20 protein-coding genes and 1 tRNA gene are annotated in these 25,632 nt (G+C 70.4%); 16 read left to right on the forward strand and 5 right to left on the reverse strand.

Features of this window, described 5'->3' with window-relative positions; all coding sequences use genetic code 11:
* The first annotated feature begins 228 nt into the window (after positions 1-228).
* The 5 genes from ABZ928_RS25430 to ABZ928_RS25450 all read left to right on the forward strand — a co-directional run bounded on the left by ABZ928_RS25430 (position 229) and on the right by ABZ928_RS25450 (position 6,801).
* Positions 229-1,515 (forward strand): extracellular solute-binding protein, encoded by a 1,287-nt coding sequence (locus ABZ928_RS25430; protein WP_361523170.1) that lies wholly within the window; start codon positions 229-231, stop codon positions 1,513-1,515.
* 14 nt (positions 1,516-1,529) lie between these two features.
* Entirely contained in the window at positions 1,530-2,486 is a 957-nt protein-coding gene (locus ABZ928_RS25435) for a sugar ABC transporter permease (RefSeq protein WP_361523173.1), read from the forward strand.
* The gene (locus tag ABZ928_RS25440) at positions 2,483-3,355 is read left to right on the forward strand and encodes a carbohydrate ABC transporter permease (protein WP_361523176.1); all 873 of its coding nucleotides are present in this window, start codon (positions 2,483-2,485) and stop codon (positions 3,353-3,355) included. The genes ABZ928_RS25435 and ABZ928_RS25440 overlap by 4 nt, the downstream gene beginning before the upstream one ends.
* A 13-nt stretch (positions 3,356-3,368) precedes the next feature.
* Complete coding sequence (locus ABZ928_RS25445; RefSeq protein WP_361523179.1) at positions 3,369-3,962, forward strand: hypothetical protein; 594 nt, start codon at positions 3,369-3,371, stop codon at positions 3,960-3,962.
* Positions 3,963-4,062: 100 nt separating this feature from the next.
* The gene (locus ABZ928_RS25450) at positions 4,063-6,801 is read left to right on the forward strand and encodes a Tat pathway signal sequence domain protein (protein ID WP_361523182.1); all 2,739 of its coding nucleotides are present in this window, start codon (positions 4,063-4,065) and stop codon (positions 6,799-6,801) included.
* 73 nt (positions 6,802-6,874) lie between these two features.
* On the opposite strand, the gene ABZ928_RS25455 is transcribed toward ABZ928_RS25450, so the two are convergent.
* Positions 6,875-9,217, reverse strand: a complete 2,343-nt coding sequence (locus tag ABZ928_RS25455) for a hypothetical protein (protein ID WP_361523185.1) — start codon at positions 9,215-9,217, stop codon at positions 6,875-6,877.
* An 86-nt stretch (positions 9,218-9,303) separates the two neighbouring features.
* On the opposite strand from ABZ928_RS25455, the gene ABZ928_RS25460 reads away from it, so the two are divergent.
* The 3 genes from ABZ928_RS25460 (at position 9,304) to ABZ928_RS25470 (ending at position 11,741) form a co-directional block, all read left to right on the forward strand.
* A complete protein-coding gene (locus ABZ928_RS25460; protein WP_361523188.1) occupies positions 9,304-9,750 on the forward strand; it encodes an SRPBCC family protein in 447 nt (148 codons plus the stop codon).
* 39 nt (positions 9,751-9,789) lie between these two features.
* Positions 9,790-9,861 (forward strand) — tRNA-Val (locus tag ABZ928_RS25465).
* A gap of 128 nt (positions 9,862-9,989) precedes the next feature.
* Positions 9,990-11,741: a DUF2207 domain-containing protein gene (locus ABZ928_RS25470; protein ID WP_361523191.1), complete on the forward strand. Its 1,752-nt coding sequence runs from the start codon at positions 9,990-9,992 to the stop codon at positions 11,739-11,741.
* A gap of 24 nt (positions 11,742-11,765) precedes the next feature.
* Here the strand turns inward: ABZ928_RS25470 and ABZ928_RS25475 are convergent, their stop codons facing one another.
* Positions 11,766-12,491: a 3'-5' exonuclease gene (locus ABZ928_RS25475; RefSeq protein ID WP_361523194.1), complete on the reverse strand. Its 726-nt coding sequence runs from the start codon at positions 12,489-12,491 to the stop codon at positions 11,766-11,768.
* Between the two features lie 168 nt (positions 12,492-12,659).
* On the opposite strand from ABZ928_RS25475, the gene ABZ928_RS25480 reads away from it, so the two are divergent.
* The 3 genes from ABZ928_RS25480 (at position 12,660) to thrS (ending at position 16,517) form a co-directional block, all read left to right on the forward strand.
* Positions 12,660-13,226 (forward strand): DUF4365 domain-containing protein, encoded by a 567-nt coding sequence (locus ABZ928_RS25480; protein WP_361523197.1) that lies wholly within the window; start codon positions 12,660-12,662, stop codon positions 13,224-13,226.
* Positions 13,223-14,449: a hypothetical protein gene (locus tag ABZ928_RS25485; RefSeq protein WP_361523200.1), complete on the forward strand. Its 1,227-nt coding sequence runs from the start codon at positions 13,223-13,225 to the stop codon at positions 14,447-14,449. The genes ABZ928_RS25480 and ABZ928_RS25485 overlap by 4 nt, the downstream gene beginning before the upstream one ends.
* Positions 14,450-14,540: 91 nt before the next feature.
* Positions 14,541-16,517 carry a threonine--tRNA ligase gene (thrS, locus tag ABZ928_RS25490; RefSeq protein ID WP_361523203.1) on the forward strand — a complete coding sequence of 659 codons (1,977 nt, stop codon included), beginning with the start codon at positions 14,541-14,543 and terminating at the stop codon, positions 16,515-16,517.
* A 31-nt stretch (positions 16,518-16,548) separates the two neighbouring features.
* Here the strand turns inward: thrS and ABZ928_RS25495 are convergent, their stop codons facing one another.
* Positions 16,549-17,205 carry a potassium channel family protein gene (locus ABZ928_RS25495; RefSeq protein WP_361523206.1) on the reverse strand — a complete coding sequence of 219 codons (657 nt, stop codon included), beginning with the start codon at positions 17,203-17,205 and terminating at the stop codon, positions 16,549-16,551.
* A 67-nt stretch (positions 17,206-17,272) separates the two neighbouring features.
* Here ABZ928_RS25495 and ABZ928_RS25500 point away from each other — a divergent pair, with 67 nt between their 5' ends.
* Complete coding sequence (locus ABZ928_RS25500) at positions 17,273-17,830, forward strand: HIT domain-containing protein (protein ID WP_361523209.1); 558 nt, start codon at positions 17,273-17,275, stop codon at positions 17,828-17,830.
* A gap of 3 nt (positions 17,831-17,833) precedes the next feature.
* Here the strand turns inward: ABZ928_RS25500 and ABZ928_RS25505 are convergent, their stop codons facing one another.
* A complete protein-coding gene (locus ABZ928_RS25505) occupies positions 17,834-19,492 on the reverse strand; it encodes a hypothetical protein (protein ID WP_361523212.1) in 1,659 nt (552 codons plus the stop codon).
* Positions 19,493-19,759: 267 nt separating this feature from the next.
* On the reverse strand, positions 19,760-21,955 hold the full coding sequence (locus ABZ928_RS25510) for an elongation factor G-like protein EF-G2 (protein WP_361523215.1): 2,196 nt from the start codon (positions 21,953-21,955) through the stop codon (positions 19,760-19,762).
* A 216-nt stretch (positions 21,956-22,171) separates the two neighbouring features.
* On the opposite strand from ABZ928_RS25510, the gene pgsA reads away from it, so the two are divergent.
* The 4 genes from pgsA to ABZ928_RS25530 all read left to right on the forward strand — a co-directional run bounded on the left by pgsA (position 22,172) and on the right by ABZ928_RS25530 (position 25,620).
* The gene (pgsA, locus tag ABZ928_RS25515) at positions 22,172-22,909 is read left to right on the forward strand and encodes a phosphatidylinositol phosphate synthase (protein WP_361523431.1); all 738 of its coding nucleotides are present in this window, start codon (positions 22,172-22,174) and stop codon (positions 22,907-22,909) included.
* A complete protein-coding gene (locus ABZ928_RS25520) occupies positions 22,906-23,826 on the forward strand; it encodes a phosphatidylinositol mannoside acyltransferase (RefSeq protein WP_361523217.1) in 921 nt (306 codons plus the stop codon). The genes pgsA and ABZ928_RS25520 overlap by 4 nt, the downstream gene beginning before the upstream one ends.
* Positions 23,823-24,992, forward strand: a complete 1,170-nt coding sequence (locus ABZ928_RS25525) for a glycosyltransferase family 4 protein (protein ID WP_361523220.1) — start codon at positions 23,823-23,825, stop codon at positions 24,990-24,992. Before ABZ928_RS25520 ends, ABZ928_RS25525 begins: the two co-directional genes overlap by 4 nt.
* An 85-nt stretch (positions 24,993-25,077) precedes the next feature.
* Positions 25,078-25,620, forward strand: a complete 543-nt coding sequence (locus ABZ928_RS25530; protein ID WP_361523223.1) for a hypothetical protein — start codon at positions 25,078-25,080, stop codon at positions 25,618-25,620.
* Positions 25,621-25,632: the final 12 nt, after the last annotated feature.

Below are 25,632 nucleotides of genomic sequence, written 5' to 3' on the forward strand. Positions count from 1 at the left end.
AGGCCAGTTCGCGTTCGGTCGGCCGAACCCGACTGCCTCACCAGCGACTTCGCAGTCTGTGCCGCGGCACAGTTCTCCACTGTGCCGTCAACTCGCCGAGCCGCCCCACAAGAAATTCCTGTCCGAATCATTGACGCACCCCGAGGCCCCTCGTAGCTTGTGCCAGCAAGCGCTTACTTGAAACGATTCATGCAGGCGGCAACGACGCTGCGGGGAGGGGCCCCAACCATGGGAACCAGCAGGAATGTTGAGAGGCGTACGATCCTGAAGGTGGCCGGGGCCTCCGCGGCCACGCTCGGACTGGGCGCGACCACCGCGTGCGGTGGCGACAGTGGCTCCGGAGACGGGAATGTGACGCTCCGTTATGCGTGGTGGGGTGGCGAGCCGCGCACCATCGCGATGAAGAAGGCGATCGCGGTCTTCGAGAAGAAGTATCCGAAGATCAAGATCAAGCCCGAATTCACCGACTACGAGGCGTTCTGGGAGAAGTTCCAGACTCAGGCCTCCGGTGGAAATCCGCCGGATGTTTTCCAGAATGCGGTCGGCTTTCTCCGCAAGTACGACAAGCGCGGCGTGTTGATGGATCTCAAGACCCAGGCGGACTCCGGGAATCTGGACCTGGAGCACTTCCGCAACGGCGTTCTGGCGAACGGTCAGGTCGACGGCAAGCAGATCGGCATCCCCGTCGGCGCCAACACGATGGCCCTCGTCATCGACCTCAAGGCCTTCGAGAAGGCGGGCGTCGAGGCGAAGTTCGGCTGGACCTGGGACGACTACTTCGAGGCGCTCCAGACGATCCAGGACAAGCTGAAGATCGCCGGTGACACCGGCTACTTCACCATCATGTACCTGTACGACCTGTACCTCCGTCAGAACGGCAAGGCCTTCTTCACCGACTCCGATCTCGGTTTCACCGAGGACGATCTGACGGAGTGGTGGTCGGACGGCTACAAGCGCGTGAAGTCCGGACTCGTCGCCGACCCGAAGAAGATCGAGCAGGTGAAGCCGAAGTCCGGTCTCTCGGCGGGGCTCGCCGCCTCCGAGTTCACCTGGGACAACTTCTCCATCCGTTACGAGGGTGAGGGCGAGTCGGACTACGGGCTCGCGCCCATCCCCACCACGGACGGCAAGGACACCGGCCAGTACCTCGGCTCGCTGATGCTCAGCGCCTTCTCCGGGACCAAGCACCCCAAGGAGGTCGCCCAGTTCATCTCCTTCATGGTCCACGACCCCGAGGTCGGCAAGATCATGGGCTACGACCGCGGCATCCTCTCCACCACGGAGCAGTACGACGCCTTCGTGCCGACCGACGCCAACAACAAGGGCGTCAAGGCGTACGAGGACGAGGTCGCCAAGGCCGGAGTGCTCGGGAAGATCACCCCGCACCCGTCCGGCGCCGATGTCGTCGAGGCGGCGTTCCTGCGCATCGGCGGTGAGGTCGCCCAGGGCAAGACCAAGCCGGCCGACGCCGCCAAGGCGCTGTTCAGCGAGGCCAAGGCCGCGTTCGCGGGCTGAGGGGACGTACCACCATGACGCTCGTCAAGGAAGCGCCCGCGCGCCCGGCGAAGAAGCGGTCCGCCGCTCCTGCCGCCGGGCGGCGCGGGCGGCGCCGCGAGAACATCGCCGGCTATCTCTTCATGTCGCCGTGGATCGCCGGGTTCCTGGTGCTCACGGCGGGGCCGATGATCGCGTCGCTGTACTACGCGTTCACCCGCTACAACCTCTTCACTCCGCCGGAGTGGGTGGGGTTCGACAACTTCACGACCATGTTCCAGGACCCGCGCTGGCAGAAGTCGGTCGAGGTCACCCTGAAGTACGTCGTCATCGCCACCCCGCTCAAGCTGCTGCTCGCGCTCGGTGTCGCGCTGCTGCTCGCGCAGAAGCGGCGCGGGCAGGGGCTGTACCGGGCCGCGTTCTACATGCCGTCGCTCATCGGGGCCAGCGTCTCCGTCGGCTTCGTGTGGCGGGCGCTGTTCTCCGACGACGCGATCGTGGACCGTACGCAGAAGATCTTCGGTGTCGACGTGGGCGGCTGGATCGGCAACCCCGACTACGTCCTCTACTCCCTGGTCGCGCTGAGCATCTGGCAGTTCGGCGCGCCGATGGTCATCTTCCTCGCCGGTCTCAAGCAGGTCCCGCGGGAGCTGTACGAGGCCGCCGAGGTGGACGGCGCCGGACCGCTGCGGCGGTTCTGGAACATCACGCTGCCGATGATCTCCCCGGTGCTGTTCTTCAACGTGCTGCTGGAGTCCATCCACGCGTTCCAGGTGTTCGGCTCCGCCTACGTCGTCTCCGACACCCGGTGCGGGCCCGCCGACGCCACGCTCGTCTACACCTGCTACCTCTACCAGAAGGGCTTCAAGGAGGCCCAGATGGGCTTCGCCTCCGCGATGGCCTGGACGCTGGTGGTCGCGGTGGCGCTGGTCACGGCGGTCCTGTTCTGGTCGCAGAAGAAGTGGGTGCACTACGAGGAGGCCGCCAAGTGACCAGTGCCACCACGCCCGTCGTGCGCACCGCCGGTGAACGCAGGCGGGTCGGATCGATCGTCTGGCACGTGGGTGCGCTCGTTGTCCTCGCGGTCGTCCTGTACCCGGTGATCTGGGTGCTCGGCGCCTCGTTCAAGCCGAGCAAGGACATCATCGCCAGCCTCGACCTGCTGCCCACCAAGCCGGTCTGGGCGAACTTCTCCGGGCTCGCCGACGGCATCTCGGGCATCTCCATCACCAGCTTCTTCACCAACTCGCTGATGTACGCGGGCCTCGCCGTGGTCGGGGTGGTGCTGTCCAGCTCGCTCACCGCGTACGCCTTCGCCAAGATCCGGTTCGCCGGGCGGAACCTGCTCTTCACGTTGATGATCGGCACGCTGCTGCTGCCGTACCACGTGCTGCTGATCCCGCAGTACGTGCTGTTCCGCAACCTGGAGCTCACCGACACGCTGGTGCCGCTCGTCGCGGGCAAGTTCCTGGCCACGGAAGCGTTCTTCGTGTTCCTGATGGTGCAGTTCATGCGCGGGCTGCCGCGTGAGCTGGACGAGGCCGCCAAGCTCGACGGTTGCGGGCACTTCAGGACCTACTGGTCCATCGTGCTGCCGCTCACCCGTCCGGCCCTCATCACCAGCGCCATCTTCACCTTCATCAACGCCTGGAACGACTTCATGGGGCCGTTGATCTACCTCAACACCCCGGACAAGTACACCGTCTCGCTCGGCCTGATGATGTTCCGCGACCAGGAGGGCATCTCCAACTACGGCAGCATGATCGCGATGTCGCTGGTGGCGCTCGTGCCGGTCATCGCCTTCTTCATGGCCTTCCAGCGGTATCTCATCGACGGCATGGCGACGTCCGGACTGAAGTGAGGCGGTTGCACCCATGGCCCAAGCGCGTGTGAAGGCCCGCAGGCCGTCCTTCCTCGGGGGCGAGCGGTTCGCCGTGTTCGCCGAGTCTCTGCTCACCGGGGTGTGGATCGCGGTGGCCTCGCTCGGCGTCGTCACCTACCCCGCCGCCTTCGCCGCCGGTGCCCGGCACCTTCGGCGTCGTACCGGCCACGAGGGCGGCGGCTGGGGGGAGTTCGCCGCGGACTTCCGTACGGCCCTGCGCGGCGGGTGGGCCGTCGGGCTCGCCGGTTGGGCGGTCGCCGGTGTGGTCTGGGTGGACGTCCTGGCCGCGCGGGCCGGGCTGCCCGGTGGGCCGCTCGTCGGGGCCGTCGGTGTCTTCGCGCTGATCGGAGCCGTCGTGGCCCTGCTGCGGGCGGCCGCCGTCTGGGCGCCTGGTGACAGCTGGCGGGCGCTGCTCGCCGATGCCGGGCGGCGGACCGCGCTCGACCCCGCCGGCTCCTTCCTGATCGTCTGCGGTCTTGGCGTGGTCGCCCTGTCCGCCCTGTTCGTCGCCCCGCTGGCGGTCCCCGTGCTGGGGGCCGTCGCGGCGGCGGCCGTCGCCGTGGAAGAGCGGTACCGGCACCGCTGACGGGCGGTGCCCCGCACACCAAGGTCGGCGCCGCGGGCGCCGTACCTCTCTCTGTCATGCCCCTGACCATCCGCACAGCCGCACCTGGAAAGGAATGGCCATGTCCCCCATCCCCCGCAGGTCCCTCCTCAAGGCGGCCGCCGTCGCCGGCGCCGCCGCACAGTTCAGCTGGGCCCTAGGAGCCAAGGACGCGCAGGCCGCGCCCAGAGCCGCCGAGGCCGACGACGCACCGGTGACCCTGGACTGGCTGGAGGACGGCGGGCTGGGTGCCGCGCCCGGCTCCACGCTCGGGGTGCCCTGGCCGAAGGGCGTCCACCAGGAGGACCAGACCTTCGCGCTGACGGACGCGGACGGCAAGTCCGTGCCCGTGCAGTCCTGGCCGATCGCCTACTGGCCCGACGGATCCCTCAAGTGGACCGCCCACGCGGTCAGTTCGGGCAACGGCAAGCTCACCCTGACCGCCGGTGAGGCCGCCGTACCCGAAAAGAAGGTCACCGTCGACCAGGGCGGCGGCACCATCACCGTCTCCACCGGTGTCATCACCGCGAAGATCGGCAAGTCCGGCGCCACGCTCATCAAGTCGGTCACCCGAGGCTCCACCGAGATCGCCAAGAACGGCAAGCTCGTCCTGATCCGCCAGCCCGAGATCGAGGACGAGGACCAGGGCGCGGTGAAGACCGAGCGCTTCGACGGGGCCATCTCGGACGTGACCGTCGAACAGGACGGCCCGGTCCGCGCGGTCGTCCGCATCGACGGCAAGCACCGCAAGGGCGACCGGAGTTGGCTGCCGTTCTCCATCCGGCTCTACTTCTACGCGGGCGCCGACTCCTTCCGCATGGTGCACACCATCACCTTCGACGGCACGCAGGAACCGGGCAAGGCCAGCGGTGACTTCATCCGCGGCATCGGCGTCCGCTTCACCGTGCCGATGCGCGACCAGTCGTACGACCGCCACATCCGGATCGGCGGCGAGGGGACCGGTCTGCTGCGGGAGGCGGTCAAGGGCATCACGGGGCTGCGCCGCGACCCGGGGGCCGCCGTACAGGCCGCCCAGTACGCGGGCGAGAAGCTGCCGGATCCCTCGACCTGGGACCAGCGGGTCACGACCCGGCTCCAGTACATCCCCGAGTGGGGCGACTACACCCTCTCCCAGCTCTCCGCCGACGGCTTCACGCTGCGGAAGCGGACGAAGAAGGGGCACGGCTGGATCGGCGCCGGCGGCGGCAGGCGGGCCTCCGGGTTCGGCTACGTCGGCGGCGTCAGCGGCGGACTCTCCTTCGGGCTGCGGGACTTCTGGGAGAAGTTCCCCGCCCAGCTCGACATCCGCGACGCCCACACCGACCAGGCCGAGGTCACCCTCTGGCTCTGGTCGCCCGAGGCGCAGCCCATGGACCTGCGCTTCTACCACGACGGCATGGGCCAGGACACCTTCGCCGAGCAGCTCGAAGGCCTCAACATCACCTACGAGGACTACGAGCCGGAGTTCGGAACGCCGTACGGCATCGCCCGTACGTCGGAACTGCTGTTCTGGGCCAACGAGTCGACCCCGACCCCGGCGAAGCTCGCCGAACAGGTCGAGGCCGTACGGGTGTTGCCGCAGCTCGCCGCGCCGCCGAAGCAGCTCATCAAGGCGAAGGTGTTCGGGCCGGGGCTGTACTCCGAGCCCGACCGGTCGACCCCGGCCAAGGCGAAGATCGAGGACCATCTCGACTTCCTCTTCACCTACTACAAGGACCAGGTGGAGCAACGCCGTTGGTACGGCTTCTGGGACTACGGCGACATCATGCACACCTATGACACCGTCAGGCACCAGTGGCGGTACGACATCGGCGGCTACGCGTGGGACAACTCCGAGCTCTCGCCCGACCTCTGGCTCTGGTTCGCGTACCTCCGCAGTGGCCGCGCGGACATCTTCCGGTTCGCCGAGGCCATGACCCGGCACACCGGTGAGGTCGACGTCTACCACCTCGGCAAGTGGGCCGGGCTCGGTACGCGGCACGGTGTGCAGCACTACGCCGACAGCGCGAAGCAGCAGCGCATCGCCAACACGACGTACCGCCGCTACTACTACTTCCTCACCGCGGACGAACGAGTCGGCGACCTCATGCACGCCAACGTCGACTCCGACGAGACGTTCCTCGTCCTCGACCCGATCCGCAAGATCCGCACCGAGCCGTACACGCCCGACCGGCACGCCCTGTCGATCGGCTTCGGCACGGACTGGAGCGGGCTCGTGTCGGCCTGGCTGACGGAGTGGGAGCGCAAGGGGCCGAAGTGGGAGAAGGCCAAGGCGCGCGTGCTGTCGACCATGGAGACGATCGGCGCCCAGCCGAACGGGTTCGTGCAGGGGAGTGGGCTGTACGACCTCGACACCGGCAAGTTCGCCATCGCCTCGGCGCCGGTGGTCGGGGTCTCGCATCTGTCCGCCGTGTTCGGGCTCAACGAGCTGTGCGCCGAGCTCATCGACCTCGTCGACATCCCGAAGTTCAACGAGGCGTACTTCGACTACTGCCGCTACTTCAACGCCACCAAGGCCGAGCAGGCGGCTCGGTACGGGTCCAACTTCGGGACGCTGCTGCTGTTCCAGGGGCATTCGCGGCTCGATGCGTATGCGGCTGTGCAGACCGGGGATGCGAAGTTGGCCACGCGGGCGTGGGAGAAGTTCTACAACTCCGATGGGTACAAGGAGTCCGCGCCCTGGAAGACGGAGGCGTTGAGCGGGCCTGTGGCGTTGGTGGCGGGTAGTGAGGCGGCTTGGGTGTCCACGAACGACACCGCGCTGTATGGGCTTGCCGCGATTGAGAATCTGGCGTTGCTCGGGGACAAGATGCCTTCGTAGAGGGCGTGTTGGGGTTGTGGGGGACTGCGGGCCGGTGGTGGCTGGTCGCGCAGTTCCCCGCGCCCCTAGGGGGTCAGCGCATCCTTCCCAAGATGTTCCGCATCCTTTGTACGTCCCTGATGCGCTGCTCGTATGTCGCTCCCAGGGCGAGTAGGAGGAGGCCTGCCAGGGCCGGGGGGACCCAGCGGGGGAGGGCGTCCGTCACCTGGGCTATGTAGGGAGCCAGTTCGTGAAGGGCGTCCAGGGTCAGGACCGAGCCGCCCAGGATCAGGGGGGCCTGGAGGTTGTGGCCGGCGCCCAGCAGGGTGAGGGAAAGGGCGGCCAGGCCCAGGAGGAACGGGCGGGTCCAGTCCGAGTCGCTCCAGGCCGTGGCCAGGCTCGGGAGGAGGGTGGCGGTCAGGCCTGGGGCGTACGCCGTCCAGGACGAGGTCTCCGGGGCGCGACGCCTGCGGAGGTGGCCGATGAGCAGCGCCGGGACGGTCACCGGGATCGTGTACGCCTCCGGCATGCCGACGTCCCAGGCCGCCAGGCGTGCCCAAGCCGCCAGGACGAACAGGACGGCGGCCGCGTAGCCGACGGGGCGGCGGTCCGGGCGGAGGGCCGTGCCCGCGGCGATCACCGCGCACAGGGCCAGGACCAGGGCGAGCAGGGGGAGATCGGGCGTCGCCAGGGCGATGGCAAGCAGTGCCGCCGCCGCTCCCGTCAGTTCTATGGGGATCCGGTCGGTGACGCGCGGGGCGAGCAGGGCCGCGGTCACCGGGACCGCCAGGACCAGCAGGGCGGTGTGCTGCGGCGGCCAGTCCGCGGCGGCGCCCGTCGCGCAGGCCAGCGCGGTGGCGTAGGTGAGGGCGGCCGGGGCCGTGACCGAGGTGAGGCGCCAGGAGACCGCCGCGAAGAACGCGGTGAGGGCGGTGAGCGCGGTGAGGGTCGCCGTCTGGGAGGCCAGGGCGGTGAAGGAGAGGTCGGTGGAGGTGGCGAGGGCGAGGATCGAGGTGGTCGGCTGGGCGTACGGGGAGGCGAGGGTCACCGCGGTCAGGGCGCCCAGGGTCAACAGGCCTGTGGTGTAGGGGAGTTCGAGGACCGCCGGGAGGGTCACGGCCGCGGCCCAGGTGAGCACGAGTGCGCCGGTCAGGGCCCGGGGGCGCCAGGTCGTGTGCCTGACGGCCAGGGCGAGCAGCGCCGCCACGGTCAGCAGGACGAGCGGGGCCGTCGCCGTGTCCGGCGGCCAGGGCGCGTCCAGGGTGACCGCCTCGCGGAAGTCCGCCGGTGCTCCGGACCAGGCCCGGGACGTCCAGGCGACCGGGCCCAGCAGCGTGATCGCCACGAGCGGCAGCGCCCACAGCACCGCTAGCGCCTGTACGGCGGCGGAGGCCCAGGCCAGACCGTTCCGTACCGTCACCGGCAGCCGGTCGAGTCGTACGGCCGCCAACAGGGCGATTCCGCACGCGAGATGGACCGGAACCGTCCACGCGTCCGGCAGCGACGGCCGGACCGTACCGGCCGCGGCGGCGACCGCGAGGAGGCCCGCGGCCACGGCGAGGCCGGTGGCGTGGCCCTTGCCCAGGCCGCCGCGCCACGCCGCGCCCAGGGCGATCGCCGCCGCGAGGAGGACGAGCGCCGCCGCACGGGCGGCGGCGCTCGGACCGGTGGCCGCCCAGGACAGCGCACCGGCCGTCAGTACGCCCGAGGTGCCCGAGCCGTACGCGCCAACGGTGGCGACGAAGCGTACGGAGGCGAGGCTCACCCGGAGCGCGACAGCGGTGTCGAACGCGGCCGTCAGCAGAAGCGCGGCCGCGACTCCGTGGGCGCCCGCGGAGGACGCGGTCGCCCAGAGGAACAGCGGGAGTTGGGCCGCGGTCAGCGCGGCCGGGAGGGGCAGGCGCAGCTCGGACGTCCGCGGCAGCCGGCCGTACGCCGTCCAGAGCGCCGCCAGTACCGCCGACGCGGCCGCTGTGTAGCCCGCGCCGTTCGTGCCCGGGAGGGCCACGGCGTACAGCGCGTACGCGTCGAGCACCGTCAGTGCCAGACCCAGGCCCACCACCGACTCGGCCGTCGAGCGCAGCCCGCGCTTCATCAGGGGCAGCGGGGCGGCGAGCGTGGCCAGCGTGACCGCGCCGAGCACCAGGCCCCGCCCGGCGATCCCCATGTGACCCCAGCTGACCAGCGTGAACACCATCGCGGCGATGGTGAGCAGGACCCCGCCGAGCAGCAGAAGGGCGTTCTGCACCCCGGGCGCGCTGGTCTCCGGGCGCGGGGAGATCACGGGGTTCGGCTGCGTCGGCTGGGCCGGCCGCGGCTGGAGCGCGGCGATCAGCCACGCACGTCGGGCCAGCAACTGGGCCCGGCGGCGGTCGAGTTGCCACAACTCGGCATCGAGGAGCCGCAACTCCTCGGCCGGGGGCGGGGTCTGCGTCATGCCTTGGAGTGTGGTCCGGGTCACGTCGTACGACATGAGTGCGCGTACTCAGAACGTACTCAGATCCCCACGGGCACACTCTGTGCATGGACTGGAGCCATTACCGCTTCCGCACGCAGTGGGCCCTGCCCGCGCCGCCGACCACCGTCTACGACGTGCTGGAACAGGCCGAGGACTACCCCCGCTGGTGGCCCCAGGTCCGCGAGGTGAACCGCCTCGACGACACCACCGGCCTGATCAGGATCCGGGCCACCCTGCCGTACGACCTCGTCTTCACCGCGCGCGAGGTGCGGCGGGACCGGGCGGGCGGGGTGCTGGAGATCGCCATGACCGGGGATCTGGAGGGGTGGGCGCGCTGGACGATCACCGGGGACGGGGGCGGCAGCCTCGCCTCGTACGACCAGGTCGTCGACGTGAACAAGCCGCTGCTGAGGCGGCTCGCGGTACCCGGGCGGCCGGTGTTCCGGGCCAACCACTGGCTGATGATGCGGGCCGGACGGCGGGGCCTGACCGCGTACTTGGAAGCGGTTTGAAGGAAGGGCGCGGAGACCTGTATTGTTCAGTGCGTTCCCGGGCGATTAGCTCAGTGGGAGAGCGCTTCGTTCACACCGAAGAGGTCACTGGTTCGAACCCAGTATCGCCCACCCGGAAGAACCGGTCTGCTGACGCAGGCCGGTTTTTTTGTGCCTGAAGGGTGCGACTTGAGGGGGGCCTCATGATTGGTGGAGCGGGAAAGAGAAGAAGACGGGTAACGTCGATACGGCGGCGCAGGGTGCGGTCGCTGATCATCGTCTTCCTCGTACTGGCGGCGTTCGGGGGGATCGCCGCCGGCGCCCAGACCCTGGCGAACAAGGAACGGGTCACCTCGATGTGGGTCGGTGCCGAACTGCGCGCCGACGGGAGCGCCTTGATCACCGAGGTCATCGACTACGACTTCGGACACTCGGGACAGTCGCACGGCATCTACCGTGACGTGCCGGGCGACCCGTTCGAGGACAGCGAGAACGTGCACGTCAGCCTGGACGGGCACAAGGTGCCCTACGAGGACACCTACGGCGACGTGTACCAGGACGAGAAGGGCGAGCGGAGCTACGCCGACCGGCTCAGGATCGGCGATCCGCAGCGCACGATCAGCGGGGTGCACCGGTACCGGATCCAGTACCTGCTCCCCGAGGTGGTCAAGGACGGCAAGCTCGCCTGGGACGCGGTCGGTACCGGCTGGAAGGTCGACCGGGCGGACGTCGAGATCCATGTCGTGGGCGGGTCCGGGCTCAGCGGTATCCGCTGTGCGCGCGGCACTTGGGACGACGGGAAGCCCTGTACGGCCCGGCAGAGCGAGCCGGGACACCTGGTCGTGAAACTGGATCGGCTCAGCGGTCATGAAGGCCTCACGTTGTACGCGGACCTCGCGAAGACCAAGGCCGCGGGTGCCGTGACACTGCCCGCGGCGCCCTCGGGCAAGGCCGTCGGCACGACCCTCGCCCACCCCGTGCGCAACGGCGTGATCTTCCTCGCCCTCGCCATGGCCTGCGCCGCGCTCACCGCCTGGGCGCTGCGGTTCACCGGGCGGGACCGTGTCGAGGGGGAGGACGGGCGCGTGCGGAGGGTCGCGATCGAGCGGCTGGCGCGTACGGTCACACCGTCCGCCGCACCTCCCGGGGAACTGACCCCGGCGCAGGGCGGGATCCTGCGCGTCGAGTCCGTGGAGAACCACCACAAGGTGGCGTGGCTGCTCACCGCCGCGGCCGACGGATATCTCGCCATCGAGGGCGACGAGCGGCATCCGGTGCTGCGACGGCGCGACCCCGGGCAGCGGCGGCAGCCGGCGACCGCGGCCGTCCTGCGCAAGATGTTCTCCGGCCGGAGCAGCCTGACCCTCGGCACCAGTGACATCTGGTTCAGGCAGGGCTGGGACGAGCTCACGTCGAAGCTGTCGCAGTGGCGTCAGGACAGCGGCCTGTGGGACATGTCCGTCAGACAGCGCCTCCTCGGGTGGAAGGCGGTCGAGCTGTGGGCCGCACTGCTCGGTTTCGCCCTCGTGATCACCGGCGGCGTCCTGAACGGCCACCGGAGCCCGGCCGGACCGCCCGTCCTGCTGGCGGCGGCCGTCCTGTCGGGCGTCGCTGTCGCCGTCGTGGCCCGCGCCTGGGAACTGGACCGGCGCACCCCGCGCGGCACCCAACTCTGGCTCCAGGTCGAGGCGTTCCGGCGCTACCTGGCCGACCCGGCCACCTGCCCCGACGAACTCCCCGTCGGCGAACAGGCGGACCGGTACGCGGCCTGGGCCGTCGCCCTGGGCGTCGACTCCGCCTGGGAACAGGCCGTCAGCGCCTCGACAGCGGCCCCGGCAACGACCTCGTCGCGCCGCTTCTCCCTCGACATCACCGACGTCCTGCTCGTCGCCGCCGTGGCCTCCGCCGCCGGCGCCTCCTCCGGTGGCGGGGGCGGCAGTTCAGGCGGTGGCGGCTCCGACAGCGGCGGAGTCGGCGGTGGTGAAGGAGGCGGAGGCGGCGGCTCCTGGTGAGACCGGCGCCCCGCGTCCCAACGGTCAGGCCGCTGCGGGCAGTTCAGGACGCAGCGGCCACGCCTGGTCCACCACCTCGGGCGTACCGCTGCGCGCGAACCACGCCTGGAGCCCGCGCGCCTGCGCCGCGTGCCATCCCGCCTGGAGGTGGTGCAGCTCGTTCGGCGACAGCCGCTCCAGCCGCGCCGAGAAACGGCGCCCCACCGCTCGTACGACATCCAGTGCCGCGACCGCGTCCGCGCCCGCGTCGTGCGCGCCGTCCAGCGTGACCTCGTAGTGCTCGCACAGGTCCGTCAAGGTGCGGCGGCCCTTTCGGTAGCGGTCCAGATGCTTGTCCAGGACCCTCGGGTCCAGGACCAGCAGCGGTGACGACCGGAACCAGTGGTCCAGGGACGAGGCGCGATGGCGGCGCAGCTCCCGGTCCAGGATGGTCAGATCGAACGGCGCGTTCATGACCACCAACGGGCGTCCCGCGGTGGCCTGTTCGGCCAGGTGTTCCGCTATCTCGTACATCACCGGCGCCGGCCAGCGGCCGTTGCGCTGGAGATGGTCGTCCGTCAGCCCGTGCACCGCCGTCGCCGCCTCCGGCACCGGCACACCCGGGTTCACCAGCCATCGGGTCACCCGCGGCCGGGTGCCCGGGGCGTCCTGGACGACGACGGCGGCCGACACGATCCGGTCGGTCTCGACATCGACGCCCGTGGTCTCCGTGTCGAAGGCGGCCAGGGGCCCCTCGTACCAGCACGTCATACCTACACAACCCCTCGTTCACCCACGGCAGCTGACGCACCGTCTTCTGCCTGTTTGGTGATACCCGGGCTGTTTGCGCCGTACGCCGGAAGGACACAACAGGAATACGGGTCTTTGCAGTTCAGCGACCCGGGGTGCGGATTCACCGAACGTGGAAGGCTGTTGGTCATGGCGATAGCGCAGCCCGAGCGGGGCGGGCTGCTGCCCGAACGTACGGGCCCCCTTCGCGGCACACTCGCCACCACCGCCTGCATGGAGACCTTGCAGGTGGGCTATCTGCACGCCGTCGCCGCGGCGGCCGGCTGCTCGCTGTCGCAGCCCTTTCCGGACAACGGCATCGACTGGCACGTCAGTCACGGCTCACCCGGGCACACGGTGGACGACGAGGTCACCATCAAGGTGCAGCTCAAGTGCACCTACCAGATACCGCCGAACCCGCCGGGGCGGTTCTTCTCCTTCACGCTCGACAACGACCATCTGCGCAAACTCGCGCGCACCCCGGTCTCGGTGCACAAGATCCTCGTCGTCATGCTCGTGCCGAGATCCCAGGACGACTGGCTGCGCGCCAGCCACGACCGCCTGGACCTCAGGCACTGCTGCTACTGGGTCAACCTGGCCGGCCACCCGATCACCGGCCGGACCCGGACCACCGTGCGGATACCGACCTCACGCATCTTCGACGACCGGGCGCTGTGCGAGATCATGACGCGGGTCGGGACGGGAGGCAGACCATGACCCACCGCCCGCTGGAGGAGGTGCTGCGGCCCGTCCGCCCGCACCCCGCCCACGCCGCCTGGGACCGCGCCCCCGAACCCGACGAGGTCGACCCCGCCGTCCTCGGCGCCCTGCTGCACCGGCACGGCTGGCAGCGCCGCGGCGGCGCCCCCGGACGCTACGGCCGCTGGACCCCGCCCGGGCCCGGTGGCGGCGGCACGAGTCTCCTCGTCCCCGAGAACCGCTCCTTCCCCGACAGCGACGACCTGCTCGGCGAGGCGCTCGTCGCCCTCGCCCGCAGCGGCACGCCCTCCGCGCGTGAAGTGCTCGTCGGCCTCGCCGTGCCCAGCGACGAGATCCGCTGGTGGCGCGATGTGCCGCCCGGACCTGCGGGGGCCGCCCCCTGGCTGGTCGAGGAACAGCTGCGCGCCGCCGCCCGCCAGACCCTGCTCGCGGGCGCGCTCGCCACACGCGCGCGTGCCGGCTACTACGGCGCCCGCCACCGCCGCGCCGCCGCCGGCCTCCTGGAGAGCGTCCTCGTCGGCACGGCCACCGGGGACGTCCTGACCGCCTTCGCGCCCGTCGGCACCGGACGCCCCCTCGCCGTACGCCTCCACCAGGCCCTGTACGCCGCCCGCGAGGCCATCGACTACCAGCGGGCCACCGGCGGCATGGACGCCTTCGACGGGGCCGTCGAGGCGGGCGTCAGCCGTGAGCTCACCGAGGCGCTGATCGCCCTCGTACGCGGTACGGAGGGGGCGCGCATCGCCGTCGAGTGGGCGCCCGCCGCCGGAGTGCCCGCGGACTGCGCCGCCGGGGTCGAGCCCGTCGAGTTCTCGCCCGGCGACCTGCCCGTGCTGCGCGAGGCCGGGGCCCGCTATCTGCGTGAGGAGCCGTCCGTGCCGGTGCGGATCACCGGCACGGTCGTGCGGATGCGCAGGTCGGGGCCGCGAGGCGAGGGCAGCGTACGGCTGCGGGTGATCGCGGGCGCCGAGGTGCCGCACGTCCGGCTCACCCTCGACGAGGAGTCGTACCGGATCGCCGGGCACGCGCACCTCGTGGGGCTGCCGGTGCGGGTGCACGGCCGGCTGGAGAGCCGGGGCGGGTTCCGCAGGCTCACCGGCGCCTCCGGCGTCGTACCGGTGCAGGTGGACGAGGCGGAGCGGGACCGGCTGATGAAGTCCCTCCAGGAGAATCTCGACTTCTTCGAGGAAGCCTGCGGAGAGGCCCCTGAAGGGGACTGATTTCGCGGAGGTGGGTCCGGGGTCGGTACGATCCCCTATTGCGCGCGCTCACGGTACGGCGCCCGCATCCACCTTCAGTCAGGAGAGACCGGTGTCAGACGTCCGTGTGATCATCCAACGCGATTCCGAGCGGGAAGAGCGCACGGTGACGACGGGCACCACGGCCGCCGAGCTCTTCGCCGGCGAGCGCTCGATCATCGCCGCGCGCGTGGCCGGTGAGCTGAAGGACCTGGCGTACGTCGTTGCCGAGGGCGATGAGGTGGAGGGCGTCGAGATCTCCTCCGAGGACGGCCTCAACATCCTCCGCCACTCCACCGCCCACGTCATGGCGCAGGCCGTGCAGGAGCTCTTCCCCGAGGCCAAGCTGGGCATCGGCCCGCCGGTCAAGGACGGCTTCTACTACGACTTCGACGTCGAGCGGCCGTTCACGCCCGAGGATCTCAAGGCCATCGAGAAGAAGATGCAGGAGATCCAGAAGCGGGGGCAGAAGTTCGCCCGCCGTGCGGTGACCGACGAGGCGGCCCGTGAGGAACTGGCGGACGAGCCGTACAAGCTGGAGCTGATCGGCCTCAAGGGCTCGGCCTCCTCCGACGACGGCGCGGACGTCGAGGTCGGCGCCGGTGAGCTGACGATCTACGACAACCTCGACGCCAAGACCGGCGACCTGTGCTGGAAGGACCTCTGCCGCGGTCCCCACCTGCCCTCCACCCGGAACATCCCGGCGTTCAAGCTGATGCGCAACGCGGCCGCCTACTGGCGCGGCAGCGAGAAGAACCCCATGCTCCAGCGCATCTACGGCACCGCGTGGCCGACCAAGGACGAGCTCAAGGGCTACCTCGACTTCCTCGCCGAGGCCGAGAAGCGCGACCACCGCAAGCTGGGCTCCGAGCTGGACCTCTTCTCGATCCCCGAGCAGATCGGCTCCGGCCTCGCCGTCTTCCACCCCAAGGGCGGCATCATCCGCCGGGTCATGGAGGACTACTCGCGCCGCCGCCACGAGGAGGAGGGCTACGAGTTCGTCTACACCCCGCACGCGACGAAGGGGAAGCTCTTCGAGACGTCCGGGCACCTGGACTGGTACGCCGACGGCATGTACCCGCCCATGCAGCTCGACGAGGGCGTGGACTACTACCTCAAGCCCATGAACTGCCCGATGCACAACCTGATCTTCGACGCGCGCGGCCGTTCCTACCGCGAACTACCGCTGCGCCTCTTCGAGTTCGGGACCGTGTACCGGTACGAGAAGTCGGGCGTCGTACACGGCCTCACGCGCGCGCGTGGCTTCACGCAGGACGACGCGCACATCTACTGCACCCGCGAGCAGATGTCGGAGGAGCTCGACAAGACGCTCACCTTCGTCCTCGGCCTGCTGCGCGACTACGGTCTGACCGACTTCTACCTGGAGCTGTCCACCAAGGACCCGGAGAAGTTCGTCGGCTCGGACGAGGTCTGGGAAGAGGCGACCGAGACGCTGCGCCAGGTTGCCGAGAAGCAGGGGCTGCCGCTGGTCCCGGACCCGGGCGGCGCCGCGTTCTACGGCCCGAAGATCTCCGTGCAGACCAAGGACGCCATCGGCCGCACCTGGCAGATGTCGACCATCCAGCTCGACTTCAACCTGCCCGAGCGCTTCGACCTGGAGTACACGGGCCCCGACGGCTCCAAGCAGCGCCCGGTCATGATCCACCGCGCCCTGTTCGGCTCCATCGAGCGGTTCTTCGCGGTGCTCCTTGAGCACTACGCGGGCGCGTTCCCGGCGTGGCTGGCCCCGGTGCAGGCGGTGGGCATCCCGATCGGGGACGCGCACGTCGAGTACCTGGAGAAGTTCGCCGCCGCGGCGAAGAAGCAGGGGCTGCGGGTCGAGGTGGACGCCTCCTCCGACCGCATGCAGAAGAAGATCCGCAACGCCCAGAAGCAGAAGGTGCCCTTCATGGTCATCGCGGGCGACGAGGACATGTCGGCCGGCTCGGTGTCCTTCCGCTACCGCGACGGCTCCCAGGAGAACGGCATCCCGTTCGACGAGGCCATCGCGAAGATCGCGAAGGTCGTCGAGGAGCGGGTGCAGGTCTGATCGCTCAGTAGCGGAGAGGCCCTCGGGAGGCTCAGCTTCCCGGGGGCCTCTCGTCGTCCTCCCGGGCGAACACCTGGAGCAGCCAGGAGGCGAAGGTGCCGGTGACCGCGCCGAGCAGGGCGAGGCCGATGGCCATGATGCCGACCGCGATCAGGCGTCCGGTCGGTGTGACGGGGGAGACGTCGCCGTAGCCGACGGTCGCCAGGGTGGCGCAGGTCCACCAGACGGCGTCGCCGAAGGTGTGGATGGTCGCTCCGTCGGCGCCGCGTTCCTCCTGGTAGACGGCGAGGGAGCCCGCGAACCCGAGCAGGAGTGTCGCCAGCCCGGCGTAGACCATCACGCGTGCGTGCAGCGCGAGCCGGGGCCTGCCGTGCCGGCGCTGGACGGCCTCGTAGAACTTCACGACCCGCAGGGGGCGCAGGAGCGGCAGGAGCAGCACGAGGGTGTCCAGCCAGTGCGTCCGTACGAAGCTCAGCCGCCGGCCGCTGAGTCGCCAGCGCACCGCGTAGTCGACCGCGAACAGCAGCCAGGCGCCCAGGGCGACCGCGAGGCACAGGTCGGTCCAGACGTCGGGCATGCCGTGTGCCAGGACGCGGAGCGCGTACGCGGCGAGGAACACCAGGGACGCCACGGCGAGGGGGAGCTCGGTGCGCCGTTCCCAGCGGGCCTTCGGGGTGTCGTCGTCCACCGGTTCAGCTTGGCCCGGGGCGCGGGTGACGCAACCCCGGCGACACGCCGCGAACGGGCGAAGCCATATGCTTCCCTGCATGACGAGTGAGCCGGAGCAGCAGTGGGGAGTGGGGACCCAGGACGCGTTCCAGCGTCTGTGGACGCCCCACCGGATGGCCTACATCCAGGGCGAGAACAAGCCGACCGGCCCGGGTGCCGACGACGGCTGTCCCTTCTGCTCCATTCCGGCCAAGTCCGACGAGGACGGTCTGATCGTGCGGCGCGGTGAGCAGGTGTACGCGGTGCTCAACCTGTACCCGTACAACGGCGGCCATCTGATGGTCGTCCCCTACCGTCATGTCGCCGACTACACGGATCTCACCGACGCGGAGACGGCGGAGCTCGCCGCGCTGACCAAGCAGGCGATGACCGCGTTGCGCACCGCGTCCGGTGCCCACGGGTTCAACATCGGCATGAACCAGGGCACGGTGGCGGGTGCCGGGATCGCCGCCCATCTGCATCAGCACATCGTCCCGCGCTGGGGCGGGGACACGAACTTCATGCCGGTCGTGGGGCACACGAAGGTGCTGCCGCAGCTGCTCGCCGACACCCGCAAGATGCTGGCGGACGCCTGGCCCGCGTAGCGGCTACGCGTCGTACAGGTCGGCCTTCCTGGGTGCGGGGTCCTGGACCGCCGTGCTGAGGAACGCCGACCTCGTGCCGAACTTCTCGGTGTCCACGCCGTTGTCGGCCAGGACCTTGATCGCCGCCGCGTGGACCACGCGCAGCACCGGTGTCGCGGCGCGCATCGCGTCGTCGGCCATGAAGCGGTGGCGCCACGGCTGGTCAGCCCAGACGTGCCGCAGACCGAACGGCTCGGGGAGGGATATCGTCCCGCCGAGCCAGTTCAGCAGGGGCGGGTACCAGGACAGGGGTGCGCGGACGGCGAGACGTACGACCTCGCCCGTGGGGACCAGGGGCAGGTTCACCTTGCGGGTCTCCCACGGCTTGAAGGACTTCGGGACGTCCTTGGTCGGCGCCTCGGGCTTGCCCATGAACAGGGAGTTCACGGGGCCCAGCGCGTGGCCGGTCACCTCGATGCGCAGCGTCTCGTGCAGCACGGTGACGGTGATCATCATGGTGAGGATCAACTGGCCGTCCCACAGCGTCCACTGCACGCCGAGGTAGTGCCGGTCGCCGCTGCCGAACTGCTGCTTGTTGCAGATGTCCTGTATCGAGTGGGACCGGTGCTGGAACGCCTCGATGTCCGCGGACTGCTCGGTCCGGGCGACGGCCTTGGCGCCCTCCGCGATCGGGGTGACGATCCAGTGGCGTATGGACGCCTTCGGGAAGCCGCCGGTGTTGATCGTGTTCCGCTCCAGCATGCGCAGGCGGTCGTGGATGGCGCGGATGACGTCCCAGCTGCGGAAGGGGTGGATCTCGCGGTCCGAGTCGGCCGGGGTGAGGTCCTCGGCGAGCTGCCAGCCGCCCCAGCGGGTGCCCATGCCCAGGATGCCCTTGGGGCCGGCGTAGAAGACGTGGTTGGACTGCTGCTCGGCGCCCAGCTTGGCCAGCGACTGGCGCATCTGCTCGGCCTGGGTCTCGCCGGGGCTGGTCGGTACCGCTTCGGGGACCTGGGCGCCGACGCTGCTGCCGGCGATGAGGCCGTCCCAGCGCGCCCGCAGGTCCTTCGCCGCCTTGTCGCAGATCTGCTTGGCCCAGAACCAGCCGAGGATGGGCGCGACCACGCACGCGCGCGCGTACAAGCCCCAGAATCCCGTGAACGGGATCTTGATGAGGAAGATCACGGCGAGTGCGCCGACGCCGACGAGGAGGGCCGTGGCGAGGGCGGAGGCCCTCTTGTTGGGGTTCTTGTCGATGGTGGCGCGGATCTGGAACACCAGGAGTCCCACGAGGAGTCCGGGCAGGAACAGCAGACCGCACAGCACCATGACGGCGGACAGTTTCTTGTCGCGTTCGCGGCGCAGCCGGTAGGCGGCGAGGCAGTGGTCGACGACGACCTGGGGTTCGGTGCCGAAGGACTGGATGAGCGGCTTGCGGCCGGTGCCGATCATGCGCTCGATGACGGCCCGGGAGAAGGCCTCGCCGAGATTCGGCTTGAAGAGCTTGACCTTGCCTTCCTTGACGGTGGTCTCATGCCACTCGTTGTTGGCCTTGGTCATCTCCTCGACCGGGTTGTCCCGGTAGGCCGCGGAGGCCAGGGCGAATGTGGCCGTCTGGCTCTCGTCGCCGTTGCGCGGCACCTGAGGCCCGAAGGCATCCTCGTAACCGGTCCCCACGGACATTCCCGCCCCCGATCGCCGCCACTGTCGCTTCTGCGGCCTTCCCGACTTGCCTGCCCCGCACACCTGTTGATCAGGTCACCCGGCGCGCCGGGGCCCGACTTGATCAATGACATCAGCGTATCGGCCCCCACCGACATTCGTCGGCGGACGGCCGAAGCCGCCCGCCGACTCGGAGGGGAGCGTTCCACACAAGCCACTTGTAGTGTTCCCGGCGTCAACTGTCGCCAGTCGCGCGCCCTTTCACGCGCCAGGCGGCGCGTTCCCGCGCTAGGAGTCCCGCGCCTCCTCCCGGATCCGCTCCGCGATCTGCGGCGGCATCGGTTCGTGCCGTGCGTAGGAGCGGTTGAAGCGGGCCGTGCCGTGCGACAGGGAGCGCAGGTCGACGGCGTACCGGCCGATCTCGATCTCCGGCACCTCGGCCTTGACGAGGGTGCGGTTCCCGCTGGTCTGCTCGGTGCCGAGGACCCGGCCGCGCCGCCCGGACAGGTCGCTCATGACGGCGCCCACGTAGTCGTCGCCGACCAGGATGCTCACCTCGGCCACCGGCTCCAGGAGATGGATCTTCGCGTCGGCCGCCGCCTCCCGCAGCGCCAGCGCGCCGGCCGTCTGGAACGCGGCGTCGGAGGAGTCCACCGAGTGCGCCTTGCCGTCGAGCAGCGTGATCCGTACGTCGATGAGCGCGTACCCGGCGGCGACTCCCTTGGCCGCCTGAGCCCGTACGCCCTTCTCGACGGACGGGATGAACTGCCGGGGCACCGCGCCGCCGACGACCTTGTCCACGAACTCGATGCCCGAGCCGCCCGGCAGCGGCTCCACCTCGATCTCGCAGATGGCGTACTGCCCGTGCCCGCCGGACTGCTTCACATGCCGGCCGCGGCCGCCCGACTTCCCGGCGAACGTCTCCCGGAGGGAGACCTTGTGCGGGACGACGTCGACCTGGACGCCGTACCGGCTGCGCAGCCGTTCCAGCGCCACGTCGGCGTGGGCCTCGCCCAGGCACCACAGGACCACCTGGTGGGTGTCCTGGTTCTGTTCGAGCCGCATCGTCGGGTCCTCGGCGACCAGCCGGGACAGGCCCTGCGAGAGCTTGTCCTCGTCCGCCTTGCTGTGCGCCTGGATGGCGAGCGGCAGCAGCGGGTCGGGCATCTCCCAGGGCTCCATGAGGAGCGGGTCGTCCTTGGCGGAGAGGGTGTCGCCGGTCTCCGCGCGGCTGAGTTTCGCCACGCACACCAGATCGCCGGCGATGGCGTGCGTCACCGGGCGCTGCTGTTTGCCGAACGGCGTGGACAGCGCGCCGACCCGTTCGTCGACGTCGTGGTCCTCGTGCCCCCGGTCGGCCAGGCCGTGGCCGGAGACGTGCACCGTCTCGTCGGGGCGCAGGGTCCCGGAGAAGATGCGGACGAGGGAGACCCGGCCGACGTAGGGGTCGGAGGACGTCTTCACGACCTCCGCGACCAGCGGGCCGTCCGTGTCGCAGGCCTTGATCTCGCGCGGCTCGCCGTCGAGGGTGGTGACGCCCGGCGTGGGGTGCTCGAACGGGGTCGGGAAGCCCCGCGTGATGAGTTCGAGGACCTCGACCGTGCCGAGCCCCTGCCTGGCGCCCTCCGCCGCGGGGGCGGCGGCCAGGACCGGGAAGAAGACGCCGCGCGCGACGGCCCGCTCCAGGTCCTCGATCAGTGTCTTGACGTCGACCTGCTCTCCGCCGAGGTAGCGGTCCATGAGGGTCTCGTCCTCGCTCTCGGCGATGATCCCCTCGATGAGCCGGTTGCGGGCGTCCTCGATCTCCGGCAGCTGGTCCTCGCCCGGCTCGGACTCCTTGCGCTCACCGGAGGAGTAGTCGAACAGCTTCTGCGAGAGCAGACCGGTCAGACCCGTCACGGGCGCGTGCCCGTCGGGGCCCTGCGGCCCGTGCAGCGGCAGATACAGCGGGAGCACGGCGTCGGGGTCGTCCCCGCCGAACGCCTCCGCGCAGGTCCGTGTCATCTCCTCGAAGTCCGCCCGCGCGGCCTCCAGGTGCGTGATGACGAGCGCGCGCGGCATGCCGACGGCCGCGCACTCCTCCCACACCATGCGGGTCGAGCCGTCCACGCCGTCCGCGGCGGAGACAACGAAAAGGGCCGCGTCCGCCGCTCGCAGACCGGCCCTCAGTTCCCCGACGAAGTCGGCGTATCCGGGGGTGTCGAGAAGATTGATCTTGATGCCGTCCCATTCGACGGGCACCAGGGAGAGCTGTACCGAACGGTTCTGCCGGTGTTCGATCTCGTCGTAGTCGGAGACGGTGCCGCCGTCCTCCACGCGGCCCGCCCGGTTCACTGCCCCCGCGGTGAGCGCGAGAGCTTCCACCAATGTCGTCTTGCCCGATCCGGAGTGGCCGACCAGCACCACATTCCGTACGGACGCGGGGTGGTCGGCCGCTGTTGCCCTTCCGGCGGCTCCGGGGTGTGCGTTCGCCTTGTCGCCCATGGCCTTGCCTCCCGTGCACGGTGAGGTCACTGTGGGCGCGGACATGCCGGTCCGCGTGCGATGGCGGCTCCGGTGACGCCCGCGGTTCTTCGAGCTTTCCACTCCGGTCACGGTGCGTCCATACAGCGGACGCGATCGCGCCGTTACCCGTATGCCATACGGCCGTGACACGGGGCGCGAGTGCCCGGCGTTCGCACATGCGCGCGCGTGGCTACGATGGGCCAGCCGGTGGCCAGCAGGGGCCGCGCGGCCACACCGACCCTCGGGAAGGCCATGCTGAACAAGTACGCGCGTGCATTCTTCACGCGTGTCCTCACACCGTTCGCCTCATTTCTGATCAGAAGGGGCGTCAGCCCCGACACGGTCACGCTCCTCGGCACCGCCGGAGTGGTCGCGGGCGCGCTGGTCTTCTTCCCCCGGGGCGAGTTCTTCTGGGGCACGATCGTGATCACGCTGTTCGTGTTCTCCGATCTGGTCGACGGCAACATGGCCCGCCAGCTCGGCCGCTCCAGCCGCTGGGGCGCCTTCCTGGACTCCACGCTGGACCGGGTCGCCGACGGCGCGATCTTCGGCGGATTCGCCCTCTGGTACGCGGGCAACGGCGACGACAACGTCCTGTGCGCCGTCTCGATCTTCTGTCTGGCGAGCGGCCAGGTGGTGTCGTACACCAAGGCCCGCGGTGAGTCGATCGGGCTGCCGGTCGCGGTCAACGGACTCGTCGAGCGGGCCGAGCGCCTGGTGGTCTCGCTGGTCGCGGCCGGTCTCGCGGGCCTGCACAAGTTCGGGGTACCCGGCATCCAGTACCTGCTGCCGGTCGCCCTGTGGCTCGTCGCCGTCGGCAGCCTGGTCACGCTGATCCAGCGTGTCGTCACGGTCCGCCGGGAGTCGGCCGAGGCGGACGCGGCGGCTCAGCAGGGGACCCAGGAGACCCAGGGGAGCGAGGCGGCCAAGTGAGTGCCCAGGAGCGGCTCACCGACGCGCTGTACGGCCTCGGCTGGGGAGCGGTGAAGAAGCTCCCGGAGCCCGTCGCCGTACGCCTGGGCCGGACCGTCGCCGACCTCGCCTGGAAGCAGCGCGGCAAGGGCGTGCAGCGCCTGGAGAGCAACTACGCGCGCGTGCTGCCCGACGCGAGCCCCGAGCGGCTCAAGGAGCTGTCCCGCGCGGGCATGCGTTCGTATCTGCGCTACTGGATGGAGTCCTTCCGGCTCCCCGCCTGGAGCAAGGAGCGCGTCAAGGGCGGCTTCGACCCCAAGGATGTGCACCACCTGACCGAGGGCCTCGCCTCCGGCCGGGGCGTCATCCTCGCGCTGCCGCACATGGCCAACTGGGACCTCGCGGGCGCCTGGGTCACCACCAAGCTCGAAACCCCCTTCACGACGGTCGCGGAACGGCTCAAGCCCGAGACGCTGTACGACCGTTTCGTCGCCTACCGCGAGGGCCTCGGCATGGAGGTCCTCCCGCACAGCGGCGGCACCGCCTTCGGCACCCTGGCCCGGCGGCTGCGCGACGGCGGCCTGGTCTGCCTGGTCGCCGAGCGCGACCTGTCCGCCTCCGGCGTCGAGGTCCAGTTCTTCGGCGAGGCCACCCGCATCCCGGCCGGACCCGCGCTCCTCGCCCAGCAGACCGGCGCACTCCTGCTGCCGGTGACACTCTGGTACGACGACTCGCCCGTGATGCAGGGCAGAGTGCATCCCCCGGTCGAGGTACCCGAGACAGGCACCCGGGCCGAAAAGACGTCTGTCATGGCACAGGCGCTGGCCGATGCCTTCGCCTCGGGCATCGCCGACCATCCGGAGGACTGGCACATGCTGCAGCGCTTGTGGCTCAAGGATCTCGACCCCGCGCGCACGCCCTCCGGGGGGACCGCGTGAGGATCGGCATCGTCTGCCCGTACTCCTGGGACGTGCCGGGCGGCGTCCAGTTCCACATCCGCGACCTCGCCGAGTACTTCATCCGGCTCGGCCACGACGTCTCCGTCCTCGCCCCGGCCGACGACGACACCCCGCTGCCGCCGTACGTCGTCTCGGCGGGCCGCGCGGTGCCGGTGCCCTACAACGGCTCGGTGGCCCGGCTGAACTTCGGCTTCCTGAGCGCCGCACGCGTGCGTCGCTGGCTGCACGACGGCGAGTTCGACGTCGTCCACATCCACGAGCCGTCCTCGCCCTCCCTCGGCCTGCTGGCCTGCTGGGCGGCGCAGGGCCCGCTGGTGGCGACCTTCCACACCTCGAACCCGCGCTCCAAGGCCATGATCGCCGCGTACTCGATCCTCCAGGCCGCCCTGGAGAAGATCAGCGCGCGCATCGCGGTGAGCGAGTACGCCCGGCGCACGCTGGTGGAACACCTCGGCGGGGACGCGGTCGTCATCCCCAACGGCGTCGACGTCGGCTTCTTCGCCGAGGCCGAGCCCAACCCCGAGTGGCAGGGCGACACCCTCGGCTTCATGGGCCGCATCGACGAGCCCCGCAAGGGCCTGCCGGTGCTCATGAAGGCCCTCCCGAAGATCCTCGCCGAGCGCCCGCAGACCCGGCTCCTGGTGGCCGGTCGCGGGGACGAGGAGGAGGCGGTGGAGTCGCTGCCCGCCGAACTGCGCTCACGCGTGGAGTTCCTCGGCATGATCAGCGACGAGGACAAGGCGCGCTTCCTGCGCAGTGTCGACGTGTACGTCGCCCCCAACACCGGCGGCGAGAGCTTCGGGATCATCCTCGTCGAGGCCATGTCGGCGGGCGCCCCGGTACTCGCCTCGGACCTGGACGCCTTCGCCCAGGTGCTCGACCAGGGCGCGGCCGGCGAACTCTTCGCCAACGAGGACGCCGACGCGCTCGCGGAAGCCGCGCTGCGGCTGCTCGCCGACCCCGAGCGGCGGAAGGAACTGCGGGAGCGCGGGAGCGCGCACGTACGGCGGTTCGACTGGTCGACGGTCGGCGCGGACATCCTGTCGGTGTACGAGACGGTCACGGCGGGAGCGGCGGCGGTGGCCGCGGCCGAGGACGACCGGACCCCGGGGCTGCTGTCGCGGTTCGGGCTGGCGCGGGACTGAGATCCACGCGGGGCGCGGTACGGAGGCGGGCCGGGGGCCGAGGGGCTCGTAGCGTCCGGCCCGTACGTCGGTAACCTGTGCGTCCGTGACCCCAACCCTCATCTGGATCCTCGTCGTCCTGATCGCGATCGGCCTCTATCTCAGCTGGACCGCGGGACGACTGGACCGGCTGCACTCCCGGATCGACGCCGCCCGGGCCGCCCTCGACGCTCAGCTGCTGCGCCGCGCCTCGGTGACCCAGGAACTCGCCACCGCCGGGGTCCTCGACCCGGCCGCCTCGATCGTCCTGTACGAGGCCGCGCATGCCGCCCGGCAGGCCGAGGAGGAGCAGCGGGAGGTCGCCGAGAGCGATCTGAGCCAGGCCCTGCGGGCCGTCTTCGCGGAGACACCGCAGGTGGAGACGGTCCGGGAGGCCCCTGGCGGAGAGGCCGCCATCCGCGAACTCACCGAGTCGGTGCGCCGCGTACCGATGGCCCGCCGCTTCCACAACGACGCCGTACGGGCCGCCCGCGCCCTGCGCCGGCACCGCAAGGTGCGCTGGTTCCGGCTGGCCGGGCACGCGCCGTTCCCGATGGCGTTCGAGATGGACGACGAGCCTCCGGTGGCCCTGGTGGACCGGGCCGCATAGCCGTCCTGGACC

Source organism: Streptomyces sp. NPDC046909, assembly GCF_040644695.1.
GTDB lineage: Bacteria > Actinomycetota > Actinomycetes > Streptomycetales > Streptomycetaceae > Streptomyces.